Annotated in this window: 20 protein-coding genes and 2 tRNA genes; 17 read left to right on the forward strand and 5 right to left on the reverse strand. The window is 26.0% G+C overall.

Going from position 1 to position 18674, the window contains the following annotated elements:
* Positions 1–17 precede the first annotated feature (17 nt).
* The 4 genes from murA (at position 18) to cgtA (ending at position 3133) form a co-directional block, all read left to right on the forward strand.
* Positions 18–1271, forward strand: coding sequence for a UDP-N-acetylglucosamine 1-carboxyvinyltransferase (gene murA / locus D9V77_RS01930; protein ID WP_158338559.1), 1254 nt, complete (start codon positions 18–20; stop codon positions 1269–1271).
* Positions 1272–1380: 109 nt separating this feature from the next.
* The gene (gene rplU, locus D9V77_RS01935) at positions 1381–1707 is read left to right on the forward strand and encodes a 50S ribosomal protein L21 (protein ID WP_158338561.1); all 327 of its coding nucleotides are present in this window, start codon (positions 1381–1383) and stop codon (positions 1705–1707) included.
* A 4-nt stretch (positions 1708–1711) separates the two neighbouring features.
* Positions 1712–1966, forward strand: coding sequence for a 50S ribosomal protein L27 (rpmA, locus tag D9V77_RS01940; protein ID WP_158338563.1), 255 nt, complete (start codon positions 1712–1714; stop codon positions 1964–1966).
* A gap of 162 nt (positions 1967–2128) precedes the next feature.
* Entirely contained in the window at positions 2129–3133 is a 1005-nt protein-coding gene (gene cgtA / locus D9V77_RS01945; protein ID WP_158338565.1) for an Obg family GTPase CgtA, read from the forward strand.
* Positions 3134–3196: 63 nt separating this feature from the next.
* Here the strand turns inward: cgtA and rpsI are convergent, their stop codons facing one another.
* Together rpsI and rplM are read right to left on the reverse strand one after the other, a co-directional pair.
* A complete protein-coding gene (gene rpsI / locus D9V77_RS01950) occupies positions 3197–3589 on the reverse strand; it encodes a 30S ribosomal protein S9 (RefSeq protein WP_158338567.1) in 393 nt (130 codons plus the stop codon).
* 20 nt (positions 3590–3609) lie between these two features.
* Entirely contained in the window at positions 3610–4038 is a 429-nt protein-coding gene (gene rplM / locus D9V77_RS01955) for a 50S ribosomal protein L13 (RefSeq protein ID WP_158338569.1), read from the reverse strand.
* 227 nt (positions 4039–4265) lie between these two features.
* Here rplM and D9V77_RS01960 point away from each other — a divergent pair, with 227 nt between their 5' ends.
* The 6 genes from D9V77_RS01960 to rplS all read left to right on the forward strand — a co-directional run bounded on the left by D9V77_RS01960 (position 4266) and on the right by rplS (position 8934).
* The gene (locus D9V77_RS01960) at positions 4266–5423 is read left to right on the forward strand and encodes a chorismate mutase (protein ID WP_158338571.1); all 1158 of its coding nucleotides are present in this window, start codon (positions 4266–4268) and stop codon (positions 5421–5423) included.
* A 76-nt stretch (positions 5424–5499) separates the two neighbouring features.
* Positions 5500–6855, forward strand: a complete 1356-nt coding sequence (gene ffh / locus D9V77_RS01965; protein WP_158338573.1) for a signal recognition particle protein — start codon at positions 5500–5502, stop codon at positions 6853–6855.
* A gap of 130 nt (positions 6856–6985) precedes the next feature.
* Entirely contained in the window at positions 6986–7234 is a 249-nt protein-coding gene (gene rpsP / locus D9V77_RS01970; RefSeq protein WP_158338575.1) for a 30S ribosomal protein S16, read from the forward strand.
* Between the two features lies 1 nt (position 7235).
* Positions 7236–7775: a ribosome maturation factor RimM gene (gene rimM, locus D9V77_RS01975; protein WP_158338577.1), complete on the forward strand. Its 540-nt coding sequence runs from the start codon at positions 7236–7238 to the stop codon at positions 7773–7775.
* 5 nt (positions 7776–7780) lie between these two features.
* On the forward strand, positions 7781–8554 hold the full coding sequence (gene trmD, locus D9V77_RS01980) for a tRNA (guanosine(37)-N1)-methyltransferase TrmD (protein WP_158338579.1): 774 nt from the start codon (positions 7781–7783) through the stop codon (positions 8552–8554).
* A 32-nt stretch (positions 8555–8586) separates the two neighbouring features.
* On the forward strand, positions 8587–8934 hold the full coding sequence (gene rplS, locus D9V77_RS01985; RefSeq protein WP_158338581.1) for a 50S ribosomal protein L19: 348 nt from the start codon (positions 8587–8589) through the stop codon (positions 8932–8934).
* Positions 8935–9018: 84 nt separating this feature from the next.
* On the opposite strand, the gene tldD is transcribed toward rplS, so the two are convergent.
* Positions 9019–10470 carry a metalloprotease TldD gene (gene tldD / locus D9V77_RS01990; protein ID WP_158338583.1) on the reverse strand — a complete coding sequence of 484 codons (1452 nt, stop codon included), beginning with the start codon at positions 10468–10470 and terminating at the stop codon, positions 9019–9021.
* A 136-nt stretch (positions 10471–10606) separates the two neighbouring features.
* Here tldD and aroQ point away from each other — a divergent pair, with 136 nt between their 5' ends.
* Positions 10607–11059, forward strand: coding sequence for a type II 3-dehydroquinate dehydratase (gene aroQ / locus D9V77_RS01995; protein ID WP_158338585.1), 453 nt, complete (start codon positions 10607–10609; stop codon positions 11057–11059).
* Positions 11060–11199: 140 nt separating this feature from the next.
* Here aroQ and fis read toward each other — a convergent pair whose 3' ends face one another.
* Positions 11200–11496: a DNA-binding transcriptional regulator Fis gene (fis, locus tag D9V77_RS02000; RefSeq protein WP_158338587.1), complete on the reverse strand. Its 297-nt coding sequence runs from the start codon at positions 11494–11496 to the stop codon at positions 11200–11202.
* Between the two features lie 145 nt (positions 11497–11641).
* Complete coding sequence (gene rluD / locus D9V77_RS02005; RefSeq protein WP_158338589.1) at positions 11642–12580, reverse strand: 23S rRNA pseudouridine(1911/1915/1917) synthase RluD; 939 nt, start codon at positions 12578–12580, stop codon at positions 11642–11644.
* A gap of 144 nt (positions 12581–12724) precedes the next feature.
* Here rluD and D9V77_RS02010 point away from each other — a divergent pair, with 144 nt between their 5' ends.
* The 6 genes from D9V77_RS02010 to gshA all read left to right on the forward strand — a co-directional run bounded on the left by D9V77_RS02010 (position 12725) and on the right by gshA (position 18607).
* Complete coding sequence (locus D9V77_RS02010; RefSeq protein WP_158338591.1) at positions 12725–13468, forward strand: outer membrane protein assembly factor BamD; 744 nt, start codon at positions 12725–12727, stop codon at positions 13466–13468.
* A 148-nt stretch (positions 13469–13616) separates the two neighbouring features.
* Positions 13617–16253, forward strand: coding sequence for an alanine--tRNA ligase (alaS, locus tag D9V77_RS02015; RefSeq protein WP_158338593.1), 2637 nt, complete (start codon positions 13617–13619; stop codon positions 16251–16253).
* A gap of 173 nt (positions 16254–16426) precedes the next feature.
* Positions 16427–16612: a carbon storage regulator CsrA gene (gene csrA / locus D9V77_RS02020; RefSeq protein WP_158338975.1), complete on the forward strand. Its 186-nt coding sequence runs from the start codon at positions 16427–16429 to the stop codon at positions 16610–16612.
* A gap of 150 nt (positions 16613–16762) precedes the next feature.
* Positions 16763–16853 (forward strand) — tRNA-Ser (locus tag D9V77_RS02025).
* A 20-nt stretch (positions 16854–16873) separates the two neighbouring features.
* Positions 16874–16947: transfer RNA gene (locus D9V77_RS02030), tRNA-Arg, on the forward strand.
* Positions 16948–17050: 103 nt separating this feature from the next.
* Positions 17051–18607, forward strand: a complete 1557-nt coding sequence (gene gshA / locus D9V77_RS02035; protein WP_158338595.1) for a glutamate--cysteine ligase — start codon at positions 17051–17053, stop codon at positions 18605–18607.
* Positions 18608–18674: the final 67 nt, after the last annotated feature.

An 18674-nucleotide genomic window follows, 5' to 3' on the forward strand; every position in this document is an offset into this window, starting at 1 on the left:
CAGAGATTGATTAATGCATGAGTAAATTATACGTAGAAGGGAATAAAAGTTTAAATGGCAATGTTATTATTTCAGGCTCTAAAAACGCAGCACTACCAATTTTATTTATGAGTATATTAACAGAAGAAAAAGTAAAAATTAGTAATGTTCCAAATTTAACTGATATTAACATAGCACTGAAGTTACTTATATATTTAGGAGTAAAAATAAAATATAACAAGATATTATATATTGATGCAAGTTCAATAAATATTTTTTATGCCCCATATCATTTAATTAAAAAAATTAGAGCATCTATATGGATATTAGGCCCTCTTCTAGCACGTTTTGGAAAAGCTAAAATATTTTTACCTGGTGGATGTAAAATTGGCAATAGACCTGTTGATTTACATTTAAATGGTTTAATAAAATTAGGAGCTACAATTACTTTGAAAGATAATTGTATTGATGCCTATGTTAAAGGGCGTCTGCAAGGAAAATATATCTTCATGAAAAAAATTAGTGTCGGTGCTACTATTACAATTATGAGTGCCGCAACTTTAGCTGAAGGATTTACAATAATTGATAATGCAGCACGTGAACCAGAAATTGTCGATATTGCAAAATTTCTAAATACTTTAGGCGCTAATATTATTGGTGCTGGCAGTAATAAAATATATATTAAAGGTGTTATCAAGCTCAATGGTGGTACTCATAAAATAATTCCTGATAGAATTGAAACAGGGACTTTTTTAGTTGCTGCAGCAGCATCTCAAGGATTTATCACTTGCCATGAAACTGAACCAAAACATCTAAATAGTATATTAACGAAACTAACTGAATCTGGAGCTAAAATTAAAACAGGAAAAGACTGGATTCAATTAGATATGAGAGGGAAAAGACCTAAATCTTTACATATTCATACTTCTCCTTATCCAGGATTTCCAACAGACATGCAAGCTCAATTTACTTTATTAAATAGCATTTCTGAAGGTATAGGTACTATAACTGAAACTATATTTGACAATCGTTTTATCTATACATCTGAATTAATTAATATGGGCGCTAAAATAAAAGTGCAAAATAATAATACTATTATATGTCATGGAATACCTAAATTAACATCTTCTAATGTTTTTTGTAGTGATTTAAGAGCATCAGCAACATTAATATTAGCAGGTTGTATTGCAGTAGGTCTAACAATAGTACATCGTACTTATCATCTTATTAGAGGATATGAGTTATTCCCTGATAAACTCAATCAATTAGGCGCTGATATCAAAATCATATAAATGTAGTTAATTTTTTGTTATAAACATACAAAATATTTTTATAAAAAATTTAACTATTTTTATAAAAATACTATTAAAGATATAAAAAATCAAATAAGTGGAGCATTTTATGTATGCAGTTTTTATAAGTGGTGGAAAACAATATCGAGCAACTAAAAATCAAGTTATCAGATTAGAGAAATTAAATAATTCACTTGGTTCTACTATACAGTTCGATAAAATTTTAATGATTTCTGATAAAGATTCTATAAAAATCGGAACTCCTTTTATAAAAGGGGGAATAATAAAAGCTCATGTTCAAAACCACGGACGCTTAAAAAAAATTAAAATTATTAAATTTAATCGCCGTAAACATTATAAAAAACAACAAGGTCATCGTCAACATTTTACTGATGTAAAAATTCTTGACATTAACAATATTACAGGAGAAATTTAAATCAATGGCACATAAAAAAGCTGGCGGTTCTACTAGGAATGGACGAGATTCTAATGCTCAAAGACTTGGCGTAAAATGTTTTGGCGGTCAATTAATTTCATCAGGAAGTATAATTGTAAAACAGCGTGGGACAAAATTTCATCCTGGTAAGAATGTACGTTGTGGAAAAGATCATACAATTTTTGCTATTGCACAAGGAAAAGTAGAATTTCAAAAAAAAGGACTAAAAAAAAGAACATACATAAATATTATAAATTAAATGAAAAATTATTTACGTATAAAAAAACCCCTTTTTAAGGGGGTTCTGTTTTCCTTTCTAATAAAAATATATAATGTATTTAAAAAAATTAATCTTATAAATAAAGCTATTAAATATTAAAATACTCATTAATATTAAAAGAAAATTTAATTGGTATAAAAAATGAAATTTATCGATCAAACTGTAATACAAGTTATTGCTGGAAATGGCGGAAACGGTTGCGTTAATTTTAGGAGAGAAAAATATATTCCCAAAGGAGGTCCAGATGGTGGAGACGGTGGAGACGGTGGAAATGTTTGGTTAGAAGCTGATAATAATTTAAACACTCTTATAGATCTTAGATTCAAAAAAATCTTTCAAGCTGAAAATGGACAAGATGGATCAGGTAAAAAATGCTCTGGTAAAAAAGGAAATGACATTAAAATACACGTACCTATAGGAACGCAAGCAATAAACTATAAAACACGCGAAATAATAGGTGACTTAATTCAACATAAACAAAGAATACTAATCGCTAAAGGGGGGTGGCATGGACTAGGCAATACTAGATTTAAATCTTCAACGAACAGAAGCCCTAGAAAAAGCACACTAGGTACAATAGGAGAAAAAAGAGATATACAATTAGAATTGATTTTAATTGCTGATGTTGGAACACTTGGAATGCCAAATGCTGGAAAATCTACTTTAGTAACAAGTATATCTGGAGCTAAAACAAAAATTGCAGATTATCCATTTACAACATTGAATCCAATTTTAGGCAGTGTGAATATTAATAAAAATAAAAAATTTATTATCGCAGATATTCCAGGTATAATTAAAGGAGCATCTAATGGTTGTGGTTTAGGGATTCGTTTTCTAAAACATTTAGAAAGATGTAAACTATTACTGCATATTGTCGATTTAGTTCCTCAAAATAATTACCATCCAGTGCATAATATTATTACTGTATTGAATGAATTAAAAAAATACAGTTTAAAACTATATAACAAACCAAGATGGTTAGTTTTCAATAAAATAGATTTATTGAGTTCAGAAAAAATAAATCAAATAATTGATGAAATTCAATTTAAATTAAAGAGAAATGAAAAATATTATTTAATTTCATCAGTAGAAAAAACTGGAATAAAAAAATTATGTTTTGATATAAGTAGATATTTAGAAAAATAAAAAAAAGAACTCGGTTTGTTAAAAAAACCAAGTTCTTTAAAATTAATTATGCCCTTTTTAGTCTTAACGCTTAGAAAATTGTGGACGCTTTCTAGATTTTCGAAAACCAACCTTTTTACGTTCGACTTGACGTGAATCACGCGTTACAAATCCAGATTTTCTTAATTCAAAACGTAACGATTCATCATATTTCATTAAAGCACGAGTAATACCCTGTCGAATTGCACCTGCTTGACCAGAAATACCTCCGCCTTTTACTGTAATATAAATATCAAATTTATTAGTCATGTCCACCAATTCTAATGGTTGACGCACGATCATACAAGAAGTTTTACGACCGAAATACTCATTTAAAGAACGTTTATTAACTATTATTGCTCCATTTCCAGATCTAAGAAATACTCTAGCAGAAGAGCTTTTACGACGACCAGTACCATAGTTTTGAGTATGAATCATTACTTTTATACACCTTTATATTAAATGTTTAGCAACTGAGGACATTGTGCTGTATGTTCATGATGTTCATTAGCAAAAACTTTTAATTTTTTAAACATAGAACGTCCTAAAGGACCTTTTGGCAACATGCCTTTCACTGCATTTTCTATTACTCTTTCTGGATGACGAGAGATTATTTCTTCAAATCTAGATTGTTTTATACCACCTACATAACCTGTATGATGATAATAAATTTTATTAATATTTTTATTCCCTGTCACTAGTATTTTAGAGGCATTTATTACAATAATATAATCACCAGTATCAAGATGAGGAGTATATTCTACTTTATGCTTTCCTCTAAGACGAAAAGATAATACACTTGCCAACCTACCTAATATTTTATTCTTTGCATCTATATAATACCAATTTCTTTTAATATTTACTGACTTAAGTGAAAAAGTTTTCATATGCAATCCTTTTTAATATAATTATTTATATAGAAAATCATACTATGATTGACATTAATAAGATATAGTAAACATATTTTACAAAAAATATTTTTACATATATAAAATTAATTAAAACAATAATATTCAAGAAACATATATACTTTTCTATAATCATTTTATAAAAAATTTTCTAAAACACTCTATTTTATATTCAGACATATAACATCTTGCATGAGTAATAAATTATGCCTACTAAAAATTCTTTACTAATCTTTCGTAATGAAATTAACAATATTGACAAAAAAATAGTGAAATTATTAGCTGAAAGAAAAAATCTAGTATTAAAAATAGCTCAATCTAAAATAGAAAATAATCAAGCAATACGAGATATAGAACGTGAAAAAAAAATATTGCAAAAATTAATTTTTTTAGGAAAAAAAAACAATTTAACACCTGAGTATATAACTCAATTATTCCAATTAATCATTGAAGAATCTGTATCAACTCAAAAAAAGTTATTAGAAAAATTTTGCAACGATCATAAATTAATTTCTACTAATTTTTCTTTTCTTGGTCCTAAAGGTTCTTACTCTCATATTGCCGCCTGTGAATACGCAGATCGAAATTTTCAAACATGTATTAAAAATGAATGTTCAACATTTGAAGAAGTTATTCTATCTGTAGAAAATAATCAATCAGATTATGCTGTTTTACCAATTGAAAATACCTGTTCTGGTTCTATTAATGAAGTTTTTAATCTTTTAAAAAATACTAATTTGTTTATTGTCGGGGAAATCAATATTTTTATAAATCATTGTTTACTTGCAATTGAAAATGTTGAATTACATAAAATTCAAAAAGTATATAGCCATCCTCAACCATTTCAACAATGTAGTAACTTTATTAAACAGTTTCCAGAATGGAAAATCAAATACACTAAAAGCACGGCAGATGCAATGAAAAAAATTACTCAATATAATAAAATCACTAACGCAGTATTAGGAAGTGAAATAGGAAGTAAAATTTATGGATTAAAAATCTTAAGAAAAAATTTATCAAATAAAGAAAAAAATATTACAAGATTTGTTATATTACATAAAAACTCTATAAAAATTTCAGAACAAATACCAACTAAAACAACGTTAATATTTAGTACAGGACAAGAATCAGGAGCTCTAGCTAAAGTACTACTTATATTACAAGAAAAAAAACTAATTATGAAAAAATTAAGTTCTCAAACAATTTATAAAAATCCATCAGAAGAAATGTTTTATATTGATATTGAAGTCAATCTATCATCACCATTGATGCAAGATACTCTTAAAGAGATTAAGAATAATACTAAATTCATAAAAATTTTAGGCTGTTATCCTAGTGAAAATATAGTTCCAATAACACCATAAAAATTTTATTTTTTTAAATAAAATATAATTCTTATCTTCGATAAGATATCAAGAAATTTAATGTAGGCAATAAATAATGTTTAATAATTTAACTCAACGTTTATCACATAGTTTAAAAAAGATCATCAATAAAGGAAGACTTACAGAAGAAAATATTAAAGACACTATAAGAGAAGTTCGAAAAGCATTATTAGAAGCAGACGTAACATTATCAGTAGTAAAAAGATTTATAGAAAACGTTAAACAAAAATCAATTGGACATCAAATAAATAAAAGTTTAACTCCTGGACAAGAATTTATAAAAATAGTTAAACAAGAATTAATACTTGCAATGGGTGAAAAAAATAACCATCTAAATTTATCTATTGAACCACCAGCAATTATATTAGTAGTTGGTTTGCAAGGATCTGGAAAAACTACTAGTTTGGCAAAAATAGGCCTATGGATTAAAGAGAAACACAAAAAAAAAATATTAATGGTATCTGCTGATATTTATCGTGCAGCTGCTATTACACAACTTCAAATATTATCTCAGAAAATTAAAGTCGATTTTTTTTCATCTAATGAAAACCAAACACCAATAGAAATCATTACACAAGCAATACAATATGCAAAATTGAAATTATATGATGTTTTACTAATTGATACAGCTGGACGTTTGCATATTGATGAAATAATGATGGATGAAATTAAGCAAATACAAAATGAATCAAAACCTATTGAAACACTATTAATAGTTGATTCAATGATGGGTCAAGATGCAATAAACATGGCAAAAATATTTAATGATGATCTATTAATATCTGGTATAGTATTAACTAAAACAGATGGTGATTCTAGAAGCGGAATTGCTTTATCTATGCGATACATCACTGGAAAACCTATTAAATTTATAGGAACAGGAGAAAAAATAACATCTTTAGAAGCATTTTATCCTAAAAAAATAGTTGATAGAATTCTAGGAATGAACGATGTTATGTCTTTAATTGAAGACATTCAAGAAAAAGTAGATAGAACACAGATTCAAAAACTGACTAAAAAATTAAAACAAGGTCATGATTTTAATTTAAATGACTTTTTAACACAAATTAAACAAATGAAAAAAATAGGAGGTTTAAATTACTTTTTAGATAAATTTCCTACGAATCATCAATTATCTCATAATATATCATTATTAAATACAGATAAAAATACATTAAAAAAAACAGAAGCGATGATATATTCTATGACACCTAGAGAAAGAGCAATACCAACGATTATAAAAGGTTCAAGAAAACGTAGAATAGCTTTAGGGTCTGGAACCCAAATACAAGATGTAAATAAATTATTAAAAAATTTTGATGACATACGAAGAATTATGCGAAAAATTAAAACTAACGGGATAGCTAAAGTAATACGAGGGATCAAAAATATGCTACCTAAAAAATTTTAAAAAACTACGTTGAAAAAATATAGATTTATTAGATTTTTTATCTTTTTTGAAATATAAAAAGTACAAATCTGTTTTTTAATTTGCTTGCAAAAACTTTATTCAATTCAATTAATTTTAAGAAGAACTAAAAATGGTAAAAATTCGTTTATCTAGATATGGGACAAAAAAACGTCCTTTTTATAAGATGGTAGTAGCCGATAGTCGTTTTTCTAGAAATGGTCGTTTTATTGAACGTCTAGGATATTTTAATCCTATTGCTAAAGGAAAATCTGAAATATTGAAATTAGACTTAGAGCGCATTGAATATTGGAAAAATCAAGGAGCTCAAATGTCAGAAAGAACAAAAACACTGATAAAACTATTAAACAAAAAGAGGTAAGATTATAAATATTAGTACTAATATACCAGAAAAACCACTATTAATTGGAAAAGTTGGAAAATCTTATGGAATATTAGGCTGGATAAATATATTTTCTTTTACAGAAAAACAAGAAAAAATATTTAATTATCTTCCATGGTTTTTTCTAAAAGAAAAAAAATGGACTAGTATTCAAATTACAAATTGGAAAAAACATAAAAATAATTTTATTATCCATGTAAAAGGGATTTCTGATCGTTCAATCATTAGTCAGTTTACTAATTCAGATATAATAATCAGCAAGTCTTCATTACCTTTGTTAAAAAAAGATAATTACTATTGGAATGATCTTATCAACTACAAAGTATTTAATGTAAATCAACGTTATTTAGGAACAGTAATTGATTTAATAAGGACAAAGAATAATGACATTCTTGTATTAAAAAATAAATTAAAAACATCTGAAAAAAGTATATTAATTCCATTCATCGAGAAGATAATAATAAAAAATGTAAATACTAATAATAAATTTATATTAGTTCAGTGGAACGAAATCATATAATCTCAATGAAAAAACAACATAATACTATAATATGGTTTGATATCATTACTATCTTCCCAGAAATGTTCCGTGCAATTAGTGATTTTGGCATAATTGGACATGCAATTAAAAAAAAAATTATTGATGTTAATTTTTTTAATCCAAGAAATTTTGCTGAAAATAAGTATAAATCTGTAGATGATCGTCCTTATGGAGGAGGACCAGGAATGTTGATGAGTTTTAAACCACTATATTTAGCCATTCAAAAATCAAAATCTATCTTAAAAGATGCAACAGTTATTTACTTAACTCCTCAAGGTAAAGAATTGCAACAAAATGATTTAAAAAAATTAATTTCAAAAAAAAAAATTATTTTTATATGTGGTAGATATGAAGGAATAGATCAACGAATTATTGATAATCAAGTAGACGAAGAATGGTCTATTGGAAATTATATACTTACTGGGGGAGAATTAGCCGCCATGGTTATGATTGACGCTATTTCTCGATTAATTCCAGGTGTTATTAAATCAAAAAAATCAATAGAAGAGGATTCTTTTTCCAATAATTTACTTGATTACCCCAATTATACTCGACCTAAAATGATACAAAAAATGTCAGTTCCTGAACTGTTGTTATCAGGAAATCACGATCAAATCCGTACCTGGCGTTTAAAACAAGCACTTGGAACAACATGGATTAAACGTCCAGATCTTTTAGAAAAAAAACTATTAACACTAGAAGAAAAAATTCTGCTAGCTGAATTTAAAAAAAAATTTAGAGAAAAAAATAATTGTTAATTTTTTTAATTGTCTCAATCAATAGGAAAATTATGTTTAATATAATTCAAGAAGTAGAAAAAGAACAAATGAAAACAAACATACCTATTTTTAGACCCGGAGATACTGTAGAAGTAAAAGTTTGGGTAATTGAAGGTTCTAAAAAACGTCTGCAATCTTTTGAAGGAATAGTGATAGCAATAAAAAATCGTTATTTGAATTCATCTTTTACTGTACGTAAAATATCTAATGGAGAAGGCATTGAACGAGTTTTTCAAACACATTCTCATAGTATTAATGAAATTCTTATTAAAAGAAAAGGTTTAGTAAGAAAAGCGAAATTATATTATTTACGAACTCGAACTGGTAAAGCCGCTCGTATTAAAGAAAGACTAAATTAATTTTAACATGCAGTCACGACATAATTCTTGACTGCATTATTATTTATAGTACATGCATTACATTGATTTTTTATCTTGAAAAACTTATACAGTCCCACCTACAGTCAAATTTTCTAATTTCATAGATGGCTGACCTATTCCTACTGGAATATTTTGACCATCTTTCCCACAAATACCCATTCCTTGATCCATTGTCAAATCATCACCTACCATTGATATTTGTTGCATAACTTCCAAACCTGAACCTATGAGAGTAGTATTTTTAATTGGGCTAACAATTTTCCCTTTTTTTATTAAATATGCTTCTGATGTAGAAAATACAAATTTTCCAGAAGTGATGTCAACTTGACCTCCAGAAAAATTTACAGCATATATCCCATAGTCAACACTTCTAATTATATCTTCTATTTTAGATTTTCCAGACAACATATAAGTATTAGTCATACGAGGCATTGGTAAGCATGCATAAGATTCACGACGTCCATTTCCAGTAGACTCCATTCCCATTAAACGTGCATTAAGTTTATCTTGCATATACTTTTTTAATATACCATTTTCAATTAAAATATTATATTGACCCGGAGTACCTTCATCATCAATATTTAATGAACCACGTTGATCTTTAATTGTTCCATCATCAATAATAGTACACAATTCCGAAGCAACTTTTTTGCCAATCATATTAGTAAATATCGAAGTGCCTCTTCTATTAAAATCACCTTCTAAACCATGACCTACTGCTTCATGTAATAAAACACCCGGCCATCCAGATCCCAAAACCACTGGAAACGTTCCGGAAGGAGCTTCTTTTGAAGATAAATTCAATAAAGCTATACGCACAGCTTCTCTACACCAATAGTCAATTCTAATTTCTTTTGAAGAATCATCTTTATTTAAAAAAAAATTATAATTAGTACGACTTCCTCCCCCACTGCGACCACATTCTCTCTTGCTATGATCTTCCACTAAAACACTAATAGAGAATTGTACTGATGGTCTTATATCTGAAACTAAACTTCCATCAGTAGAAGCGATTAAAATTTGTTCATATGATCCTGTTAGAGTTGCATTCACTTCTACAACGCGTTGATCAAGATTTCGTGTTATATGATCTGCTCTATAAAGCAGATCAATCTTTTCTCCAGAAGAGAATATATCTAAAGGATTAATAGCACTATAAAAAGGCTTTATCTTTTTTTGCGATAAAGTTTTTATTTTTCCTGTGCCTTTTGTAGAAATAATACTAGATGCTTTTTTGGTACTTTGTCTTAAAGATTCTATTGATATTTGATCTGCATATGCAAATCCTGTACTTTCTCCTTGGACAGCTCTGACACCAATACCATGATCAGAATGATAACTTCCTTTTTTTATGATGCTATTCTCTAGTGACCAAGACTCATTAATATGAGATTGAAAATAAAAATCTCCATAATCTAATTTGCGTGTGCATAGTTCTTCTAAGGAAACAAAAATATCTTCATGATTTATTTTATTTGCAGTTAACAAAGATTCAGTAACCAATTCAAATGTCATTTAAACTCACTTATTTTATGATAGTATTATAAATACATCTTATAAAAGATAATATAAAAAATAAAAAACATTATATAATGTTTTTTTAGAAATTACAGTTTAGTTTTTTAGTATATAATTATTTAAAGAGATTAATATGAAGAACATTATAAATGTATTATTAATAAATGGACCTAATTTAAATCTTTTAGGAACAAGAGAAACTGAAATTTATGGCAATAGCACTTTAAGTGATTTATTAAAAAGTTTAGAGATGCAAGCAAAGGAGCTGAATATATCATTACATCATATACAATCCAATGCAGAACATGTATTAATTGATAAAATTCATTCTTCAAAAAATAATATTAATTATATAATTATTAATCCAGCTGCATTTACTCATACTAGTATAGCTATTAGAGATGCATTAATTGCAGTCGATATCCCTTTTATTGAAGTTCATATTTCAAATATTTACTCTCGAGAAAATTTTCGTTCTCATTCATGGTTATCTGATATTTCTAAAGGTGTAATTTGCGGATTAGGTTTAGATGGTTACTATTGGGCACTAAAGACAATATCTAATAGACTTGCTAGTTTAAAATAATAAATTTAATAAATACAGAGGCTCTTTAAAAATTTAAAAAACTATAAAAAATATTTTGTATTATCAATATAATTTTGCACTCTCTTAATTTTTTATTCAAATAGAAAGTGCAATAAAAAAATAAAAAATCTTTAAAATAATTAATTCATGTTATATTTTTTTAGTTTTTTGCGTAACGTACTACGATTTATTCCCATCATTAAAGCAGCACGTGTTTGATTTCCTCTGGTATGCTGCATTACCATGTCCAAGAGCGGTTGTTCTAATTCAGCTAAAGCTAATTCATATAGATTGTTTATATTTTTACCATTTAAATTTAATAAATAATATTTTAAAGATTTTTTAACTAATTCACGCAAAGGTTGTGTTATATTTTTATCTTTAGAATCTGTAGTAGATAAAACTAAAAATTCAGTATTTATTTTTTTTTCTAACATAATACTATCAACTCTTGATTTTTTATATTGTATATATTTTTTAAGAAAATTTATTCTTGAAAAGAAATAAATTATTTATTAAAAAATATATTTAAAACACTTTATTATATACATAATATATTCTATTAAATATAAAAAAAATATTTTATATTTGCAAAATAAGTTTTTTCATGTCTTTAGGAAGAGGTATTGTCCAAGATACTAAACTTTTAGTAGTAGGATGATGAAAAGAAAGATGGCTGGCATGTAATGCTTGTCGGGGAAATTTATGTATTTTATTAATATTGCTATCTTTGATATAATTCATTTGAATATTAGAACCTCCATAAAAAGGATCTCCTACTAATGGATATTTAATGTATAACATATGAACACGAATTTGATGTGTGCGTCCTGTTTCTAATCTTATTTGGATATGAGTATAAAATTTAAAACGTTTTATTATTTTATAATGCGTAACTGCTTGTTTTCCTAAATGATGAACCATCATGCAAGTTCTTTTAGTTTGATGACGCATTATAGGTGCATTTATACTTCCACCTGAAATCATTCTTCCTTTAACAACTCCTTCATATATGCGTGTAATTTTTCTCTTTTTCAATAATTCCAATAAATAATTATAGGAAAAAATAGTTTTGGCAATGACCATTAATCCACTGGTATCTTTGTCCAAACGATGGACTATACCTGCACGGGGTAAATTTTTTATATTCGCATAATGATATATTAGACCGTTCAAAACGGTTCCTGTTTGATTGCCGGAACCTGGATGAACAACTAAACCAGAAGGTTTATTAATTACTAATATATCATGATCTTCATATACAGTATTCAAGAAAATATTTTCAGGAATATTGAATAATAAATCTTTATCAAAAGGATGAATAGTAAGAGTTTCTCCTCCTAATATTTTTTTGTCAGGTTGATTCACAATTCTATGATTGACATATACTTGATTTGTAATAATTAACTGTTTTAAGTAAGAACGAGAATATTGTTTAAATAACTTAGATAAAACTAGATCTAATCTTTTTCCTGATAGAGAAAAACATGATACCAGAGCACTTAATTCTATTTTTTTCAATATAGTTACTCCTACACACTTAAATAATTTTTTTATAACTTAAAAACTGAATCTTTAATATTCATAGAGTATGATATTCTATATAATTACAAATACAAACATTTTTAATAAATAATCTTATTAATTTAAACTGAATATATAATAATGAAAAAAAAGAACAGTATTATATTTATTTTTATGATTTTATTCTTAAGCTCAATAGTACATTCTAAATCTTTAAAAAATTTTCATTTTATGAAAATATACACTCTCTATGAAGAATCTAAAAAAGAGTTGAGAAAAGAACATTTTGATAATGCAATATCTATATTAGAAAAAATAAAAAAAAATAATATTGCTAATATTAAAAATGATAAAATTCAAATGCATTTAATTTACGCTTATTACAAGAATTTAAATTTCAATACAGCTCTTAAAAATACAGAAGAATTTATACGTTTTTATCCAAAACACCCGAATATAGATTATGTCATATATATGCAATGTTTAATTAAAATATCTTTAGATAAAAATATATTTTTTAATATCTTACCTATAGAGTACCATAAAAATGATATTAATCATGCAGTAAACGCATTCTTTCAATTAAAGAATTTTATTTATCAATATCCCAATAGTTCTTATGTTATAAATGCTAAAAAAAACTTAATTTATCTTAAAAATCGTTTATCAGAAAATGAATTCAAAATATTAAAATTTTATTTTTCTCATAAAGAATATATAGCAGTTATAAATAGAGGAGAAGAAATGATTGAAAAATATTCAGAAACACCAGCTGCACGAAAAGCTCTTATATATATAGAAAAATCTTATAAAGCATTAAAGATTTTTGATACAGCAAAAAAAATATCAAAAATTATTTTATTAAATAAAACTCAAGAAACTTAAAACTCGAAAAAAATTTTTTATGTTCAATTTATAAACATTGTCCATAAATATTATTTTATAATTATTTTAATAATAAATAATATAACGAATTCTATTTTTAGAACGTTCGTATAATTAATATGTATTTTTTAGATCAACAAGAAAAATGATGAAAATAACAACAGATAAAATACGCGAAGATTTTTTAAAATTTTTCACAGAAAAAGAACATGTAATTATCCCTAGTAGTTCTTTAGTTCCACACAATGATCCAACATTATTATTTACTAATGCAGGTATGAACCAATTCAAAGAAATATTTCTAGGTGAAAAAAAAAGTGATTATCCACGCGTAGTTACTGTTCAACGCTGTTTGAGAACTGGAGGAAAACATAATGATTTAGAAAATGTAGGATACACTTCAAAACATCATACGTTTTTTGAGATGCTTGGAAATTTTAGTTTTGGTGATTATTTTAAACAAAAAGCAATTGAATATGCTTGGGAATTATTAACATCACATAAATGGTTTAATATACCTCAAAATAAATTATGGATTTCAGTATATAAAAATGATAACGAAGCATATGAAATATGGAAAAACATCATTAAAATACCTTCTGAACGTATTATAAGAATAGGTGATAGAAGTGATGCTCAATATGATTCTGAAAATTTTTGGCAAATGGGTGATAGAGGACCATGTGGTCCTTGTACTGAAATATTTTATGATTATGAAAATACAATTATCAATCATTCATTAGAATTCTTAGAAAATAAAAATAATCGTTTTATTGAAATTTGGAATATTGTTTTTATAGAATTCAATCGTGTTTCACAAACAAAAATTATTCCTTTAGAAACTAAATCTATAGATACAGGTATGGGATTAGAAAGAATATCTTCTGTTTTGCAAAATGTTAACTCTAATTACAATATAGATATATTTAAAAAATTAATAAAAAAGATATCTATATTAAGTCCAATACAAGATTTGAACCATATCTCTTTAAAAGTTATAGCAGATCACATTAGATCTTGTGCATATATTATCGCAGATGATATTGTCCCATCAAATGAACATAGAGGTTATGTTTTAAGAAGAATTATTAGAAGAGCATTAAGACATGGTCATAAACTTGGAATTAAAAAAAAATTTTTTTATAAATTAGTTTCTAGTTTGATTCAAGTTATGGGAAATACAGCTAATATTTTAAAAGAAAAAAAAGAAAAAATAGAAGAAATTCTAAAAATAGAAGAAATGCAATTTTCTTATACTCTTGATAAAGGTTTAAAAATATTACATCATGAAATTAAGAAAACACATAATAATATATTGCCTGGTAAAACTGCATTTTATCTTTATGATACGTTTGGATTTCCAATTGACTTAACAGCTGATGTTTGTCGTGAAAAAAATATAAAAATAGATTACAATAGCTATACATTAGCAAAAGAAAAACAAAAAAAACAATCAAATATTAATAAAAAATTCCATAAAAATTACAATGATAATATTATTTTAAATGATATTTGTATTTTTAAAGGTTATGAAAAATACAAAACAAAATCATTAATAAAATATATTTTTATAAATAATAAATCTGTTGAAAATATTAAAAAAAATGAAAACGGAATTATTTTTCTTGATCAAACACCATTTTATGGTGAATCAGGAGGGCAAATAGGCGATACAGGTCAATTATATGATGATACATCATATTTTTTAGTAGAAAATACAAAAAAATACGGACAAACAATAGGACATATTGGAAAATTAATTTCAGGTGAAATTAAAATTAATAATTCTATTTATACTCAAATTAATCAAGATTACAGACGTGAAGTTCAATTAAACCATTCAGCAACACATTTATTACATGCTGCATTAAGACAAATTTTAGGAAACAATGTCACTCAAAAAGGGTCCTTAGTAACTAATACACATTTAAGATTTGATTTTTCTTATTTTAAACCAATAGAGATGTTTCAATTACAGAAAATTGAATATATCATTAACATGAATATTCGTAATAATATTGAAATTAAAACTCAAGAATTAAATTTAGAAGAAGCTAAAAAGACAAATGCAATAGCTCTGTTTGAAAATCAATACAGTTCTATTGTACGAGTGGTATCTATAAGAGATTTTTCAATTGAACTATGTGGTGGTACACATACTAAAAGAACTGGTGATATTGGACTTTTTAAAATTATTTCTCAATCGAGCATAGCATCTGGAATTAAAAGAATTGAAGCTATGACAGGACAAAAAGCTATAAACTATTTACATGAAAAAGACAATTATATACAAAACTTATCTAGTATATTAAATTGCAATAGTCATGATATTAAAGAAAAAATAAAAAAACTTATAATTACAAAAAAAAATTTAGAAGAAAAAGTAACTCAACTGCAAACAAAAGAAAATAAACAATACATACAAAAATTACTTAAAAATATTGACGATATACAAGGAACAAAATTTTTATTAAATATTTCTTATAACTATGAACATAAATTATTAAGAACAATAGTTGATCAATTAAAAAAAGAACTAGTAAATACAATTACTATATTGGTAAACATTATAGACAATCGTTTTACTATTGTTGTCGGAGTAACAAAAAATTTACTCAATTGCATAACAGCAATAGAAATTATCAATATGATTTCAAATAAAACAAATGGAAAAGGTGGAGGAAAAAAAGAAATTGCTGAAGGAGGGGGAATCTATAAAAAACAACTTCATGTTATTTTGAAAAATATAAAATTATGGATTAATACAAAATTAAATAAAATATAAAAATAACAAGTATTCTTACTGTATATATTATACATGAAATACCAAATAATTATTAAAAATATGTAATCAGAATATATTATTAAAATATCTCATGGTCTATGTTTAACCCTGTATTATTCATGACACCAGAAACCAGAGAGGCCGAACTCTTTCAATCTTTCAAGGAACAAAGAATGCTTATTCTAACTCGTCGGGTCGGTGAAACGTTAATAATTGGCGATGAGATAACTGTAACAGTACTAGGAGTTAAAGGTAACCAAGTTCGTATTGGTGTAAATGCCCCTAAAGAAGTTTCGGTACATCGTGAAGAGATATATCAACGTATTCAAGCCGAGAAAAAAAAACAAAGAAGTTACTAATCAATACTGCATCTTACTAAGATTAAGTAAGATGTAGTGTTTATATTTTCTTTGAAATATAATAGATATTTTTTATATCAAAAATATATTTGACTTATATCAAAAAAAAAGTAAAATAAAACGAATAAAAATTAAAAAATTTTATAGTTAGGTGAGATGGCCGAGAGGATGAAGGCGCTCCCCTGCTAAGGGAGTATGCAGAAAAAAATCTGCATCGAGGGTTCGAATCCCTCTCTCACCGCAGTAATTAAATTTTACATTGCATCCGTAGCTCAGTTGGATAGAGTACTCGGCTACGAACCGAGCGGTCGGAGGTTCGAATCCTTCCGGATGCAAAAATAAAGAATCAAAAATAATCTCTCAACTAAAAATAACAAAAAAAGTATTTATCAAATATTTTTTTATAAATATTTTAATACTTTATAGCAGGAGATAAAGTTGATACAAGATATCTCGAAAAAAATTGCTTGGTTAAAAGCACATCCAAAAATGTTAGAAGGTATTTTTCGAGGAATTGAACGTGAAACCTTAAGAATTCAAAAAAACGGAGATTTTTCTAAAACAACACATCCATATTCAATCGGTTCCTCTTTAACTCATAAATGGATTACTACTGATTTTTCTGAAAACTTACTAGAGTTTGTCACACCTACTAGTGATAACATAGATTATTTATTATCTTTCTTAAAAGATTTGCATTGTTTTACAGCATCTAATATCCAAAATGAACGCATGTGGCCTTTTAGTATACCTTATTGTTTTCATGATAAAATGAGTATTCCAATTGCTCAGTATGGAAGTTCTAATGCTGGAAAAATGAAAACGATTTATAGAACTGGTTTAAAAAATCGCTATGGCGATCTTATAAATACTATTTCAGGTGTGCATTATAATTTTTCACTCCCTGTATCCTTTTGGAAAAATTGGAAAGAAAATAATAAACAAGAAAATGATACTGATCAGATTTCATCTGGATATTTAAATTTAATTAGAAATTATTATCGATTTGGTTGGATTATTCCTTATTTATTTGGTTCATCACCTGCGATCTCATCATATTTTTTAAAAAATACGCAAAAAAAATACAAATTTAAAAAAAATAAAGAAAATATATTTTATTTGCCATGGTCTACTTCATTAAGACTTAGCGATATCGGATATGCTAACACTAATATTTTAGATCTTAATATTATGTTTAATAACTTACATGAATATCTTGACTCATTAAAAAATGCTTTAGAAACACCCTCTAAAAAATTTGTTAATATAGGATTAAAAGATATAAATGGTCATTTTCAGCAATTAAATACTAATATTTTACAAATAGAAAATGAACTTTATACTCAAATAAGACCTAAAAGAAAAACAAAAAATGGTGAATCTCTTATAGAAGCTCTAAAAAATAGAGGAATTGAATATGTAGAAATACGTTCTCTAGATATTAACCCATTTTCGCCTTTAGGTATAAATAAAAATCAAATACTTTTATTAGACTTATTCTTGATTTGGTGTGCTTTAATTGAGTCACCTAAAATTGATAAAACAAACTTTTTATTAATAACTAAAAATTGGGAAAAAATAATTTATGAAGGAAGAAAACCCAATCAAAAAATTTATACTAACAATCAAAATGAAACAAAAACATTAATTGAAATAAGTGAAATTATATTTAAAGATTTAAATCAAATTGCATTAATACTTGATTTTAATTCAAAGGACATATTATATCAAACAGCATGTAGAAAAACAAAATTATTCTTTCAAAATCCAGAATTAACTTATTCTGCTCAATGCTTAAAACTATTAATTGAAAAAGGCATAAAAAAAACAGGATTATATTTATCTAATAAATATCATAAAAAATTTATTAATAGTAATTATTTAAATTTAAATAAAGATATTTTAGAACAAGAAACTATACGTTCTCATCAACAACAAATTCAAATAGAAAAAGAAGACATATTGTCTTTTGAAGAATATATACAAAAAAAATAATTCTCCCATGCTGATGCACATGGGATATACATAAAAAAATATTAATATACACTCTTTTTATATATAA

It is taken from the genome of Buchnera aphidicola (Sitobion avenae) (assembly GCF_005082585.1).
GTDB lineage: Bacteria > Pseudomonadota > Gammaproteobacteria > Enterobacterales > Enterobacteriaceae > Buchnera > Buchnera aphidicola_Z.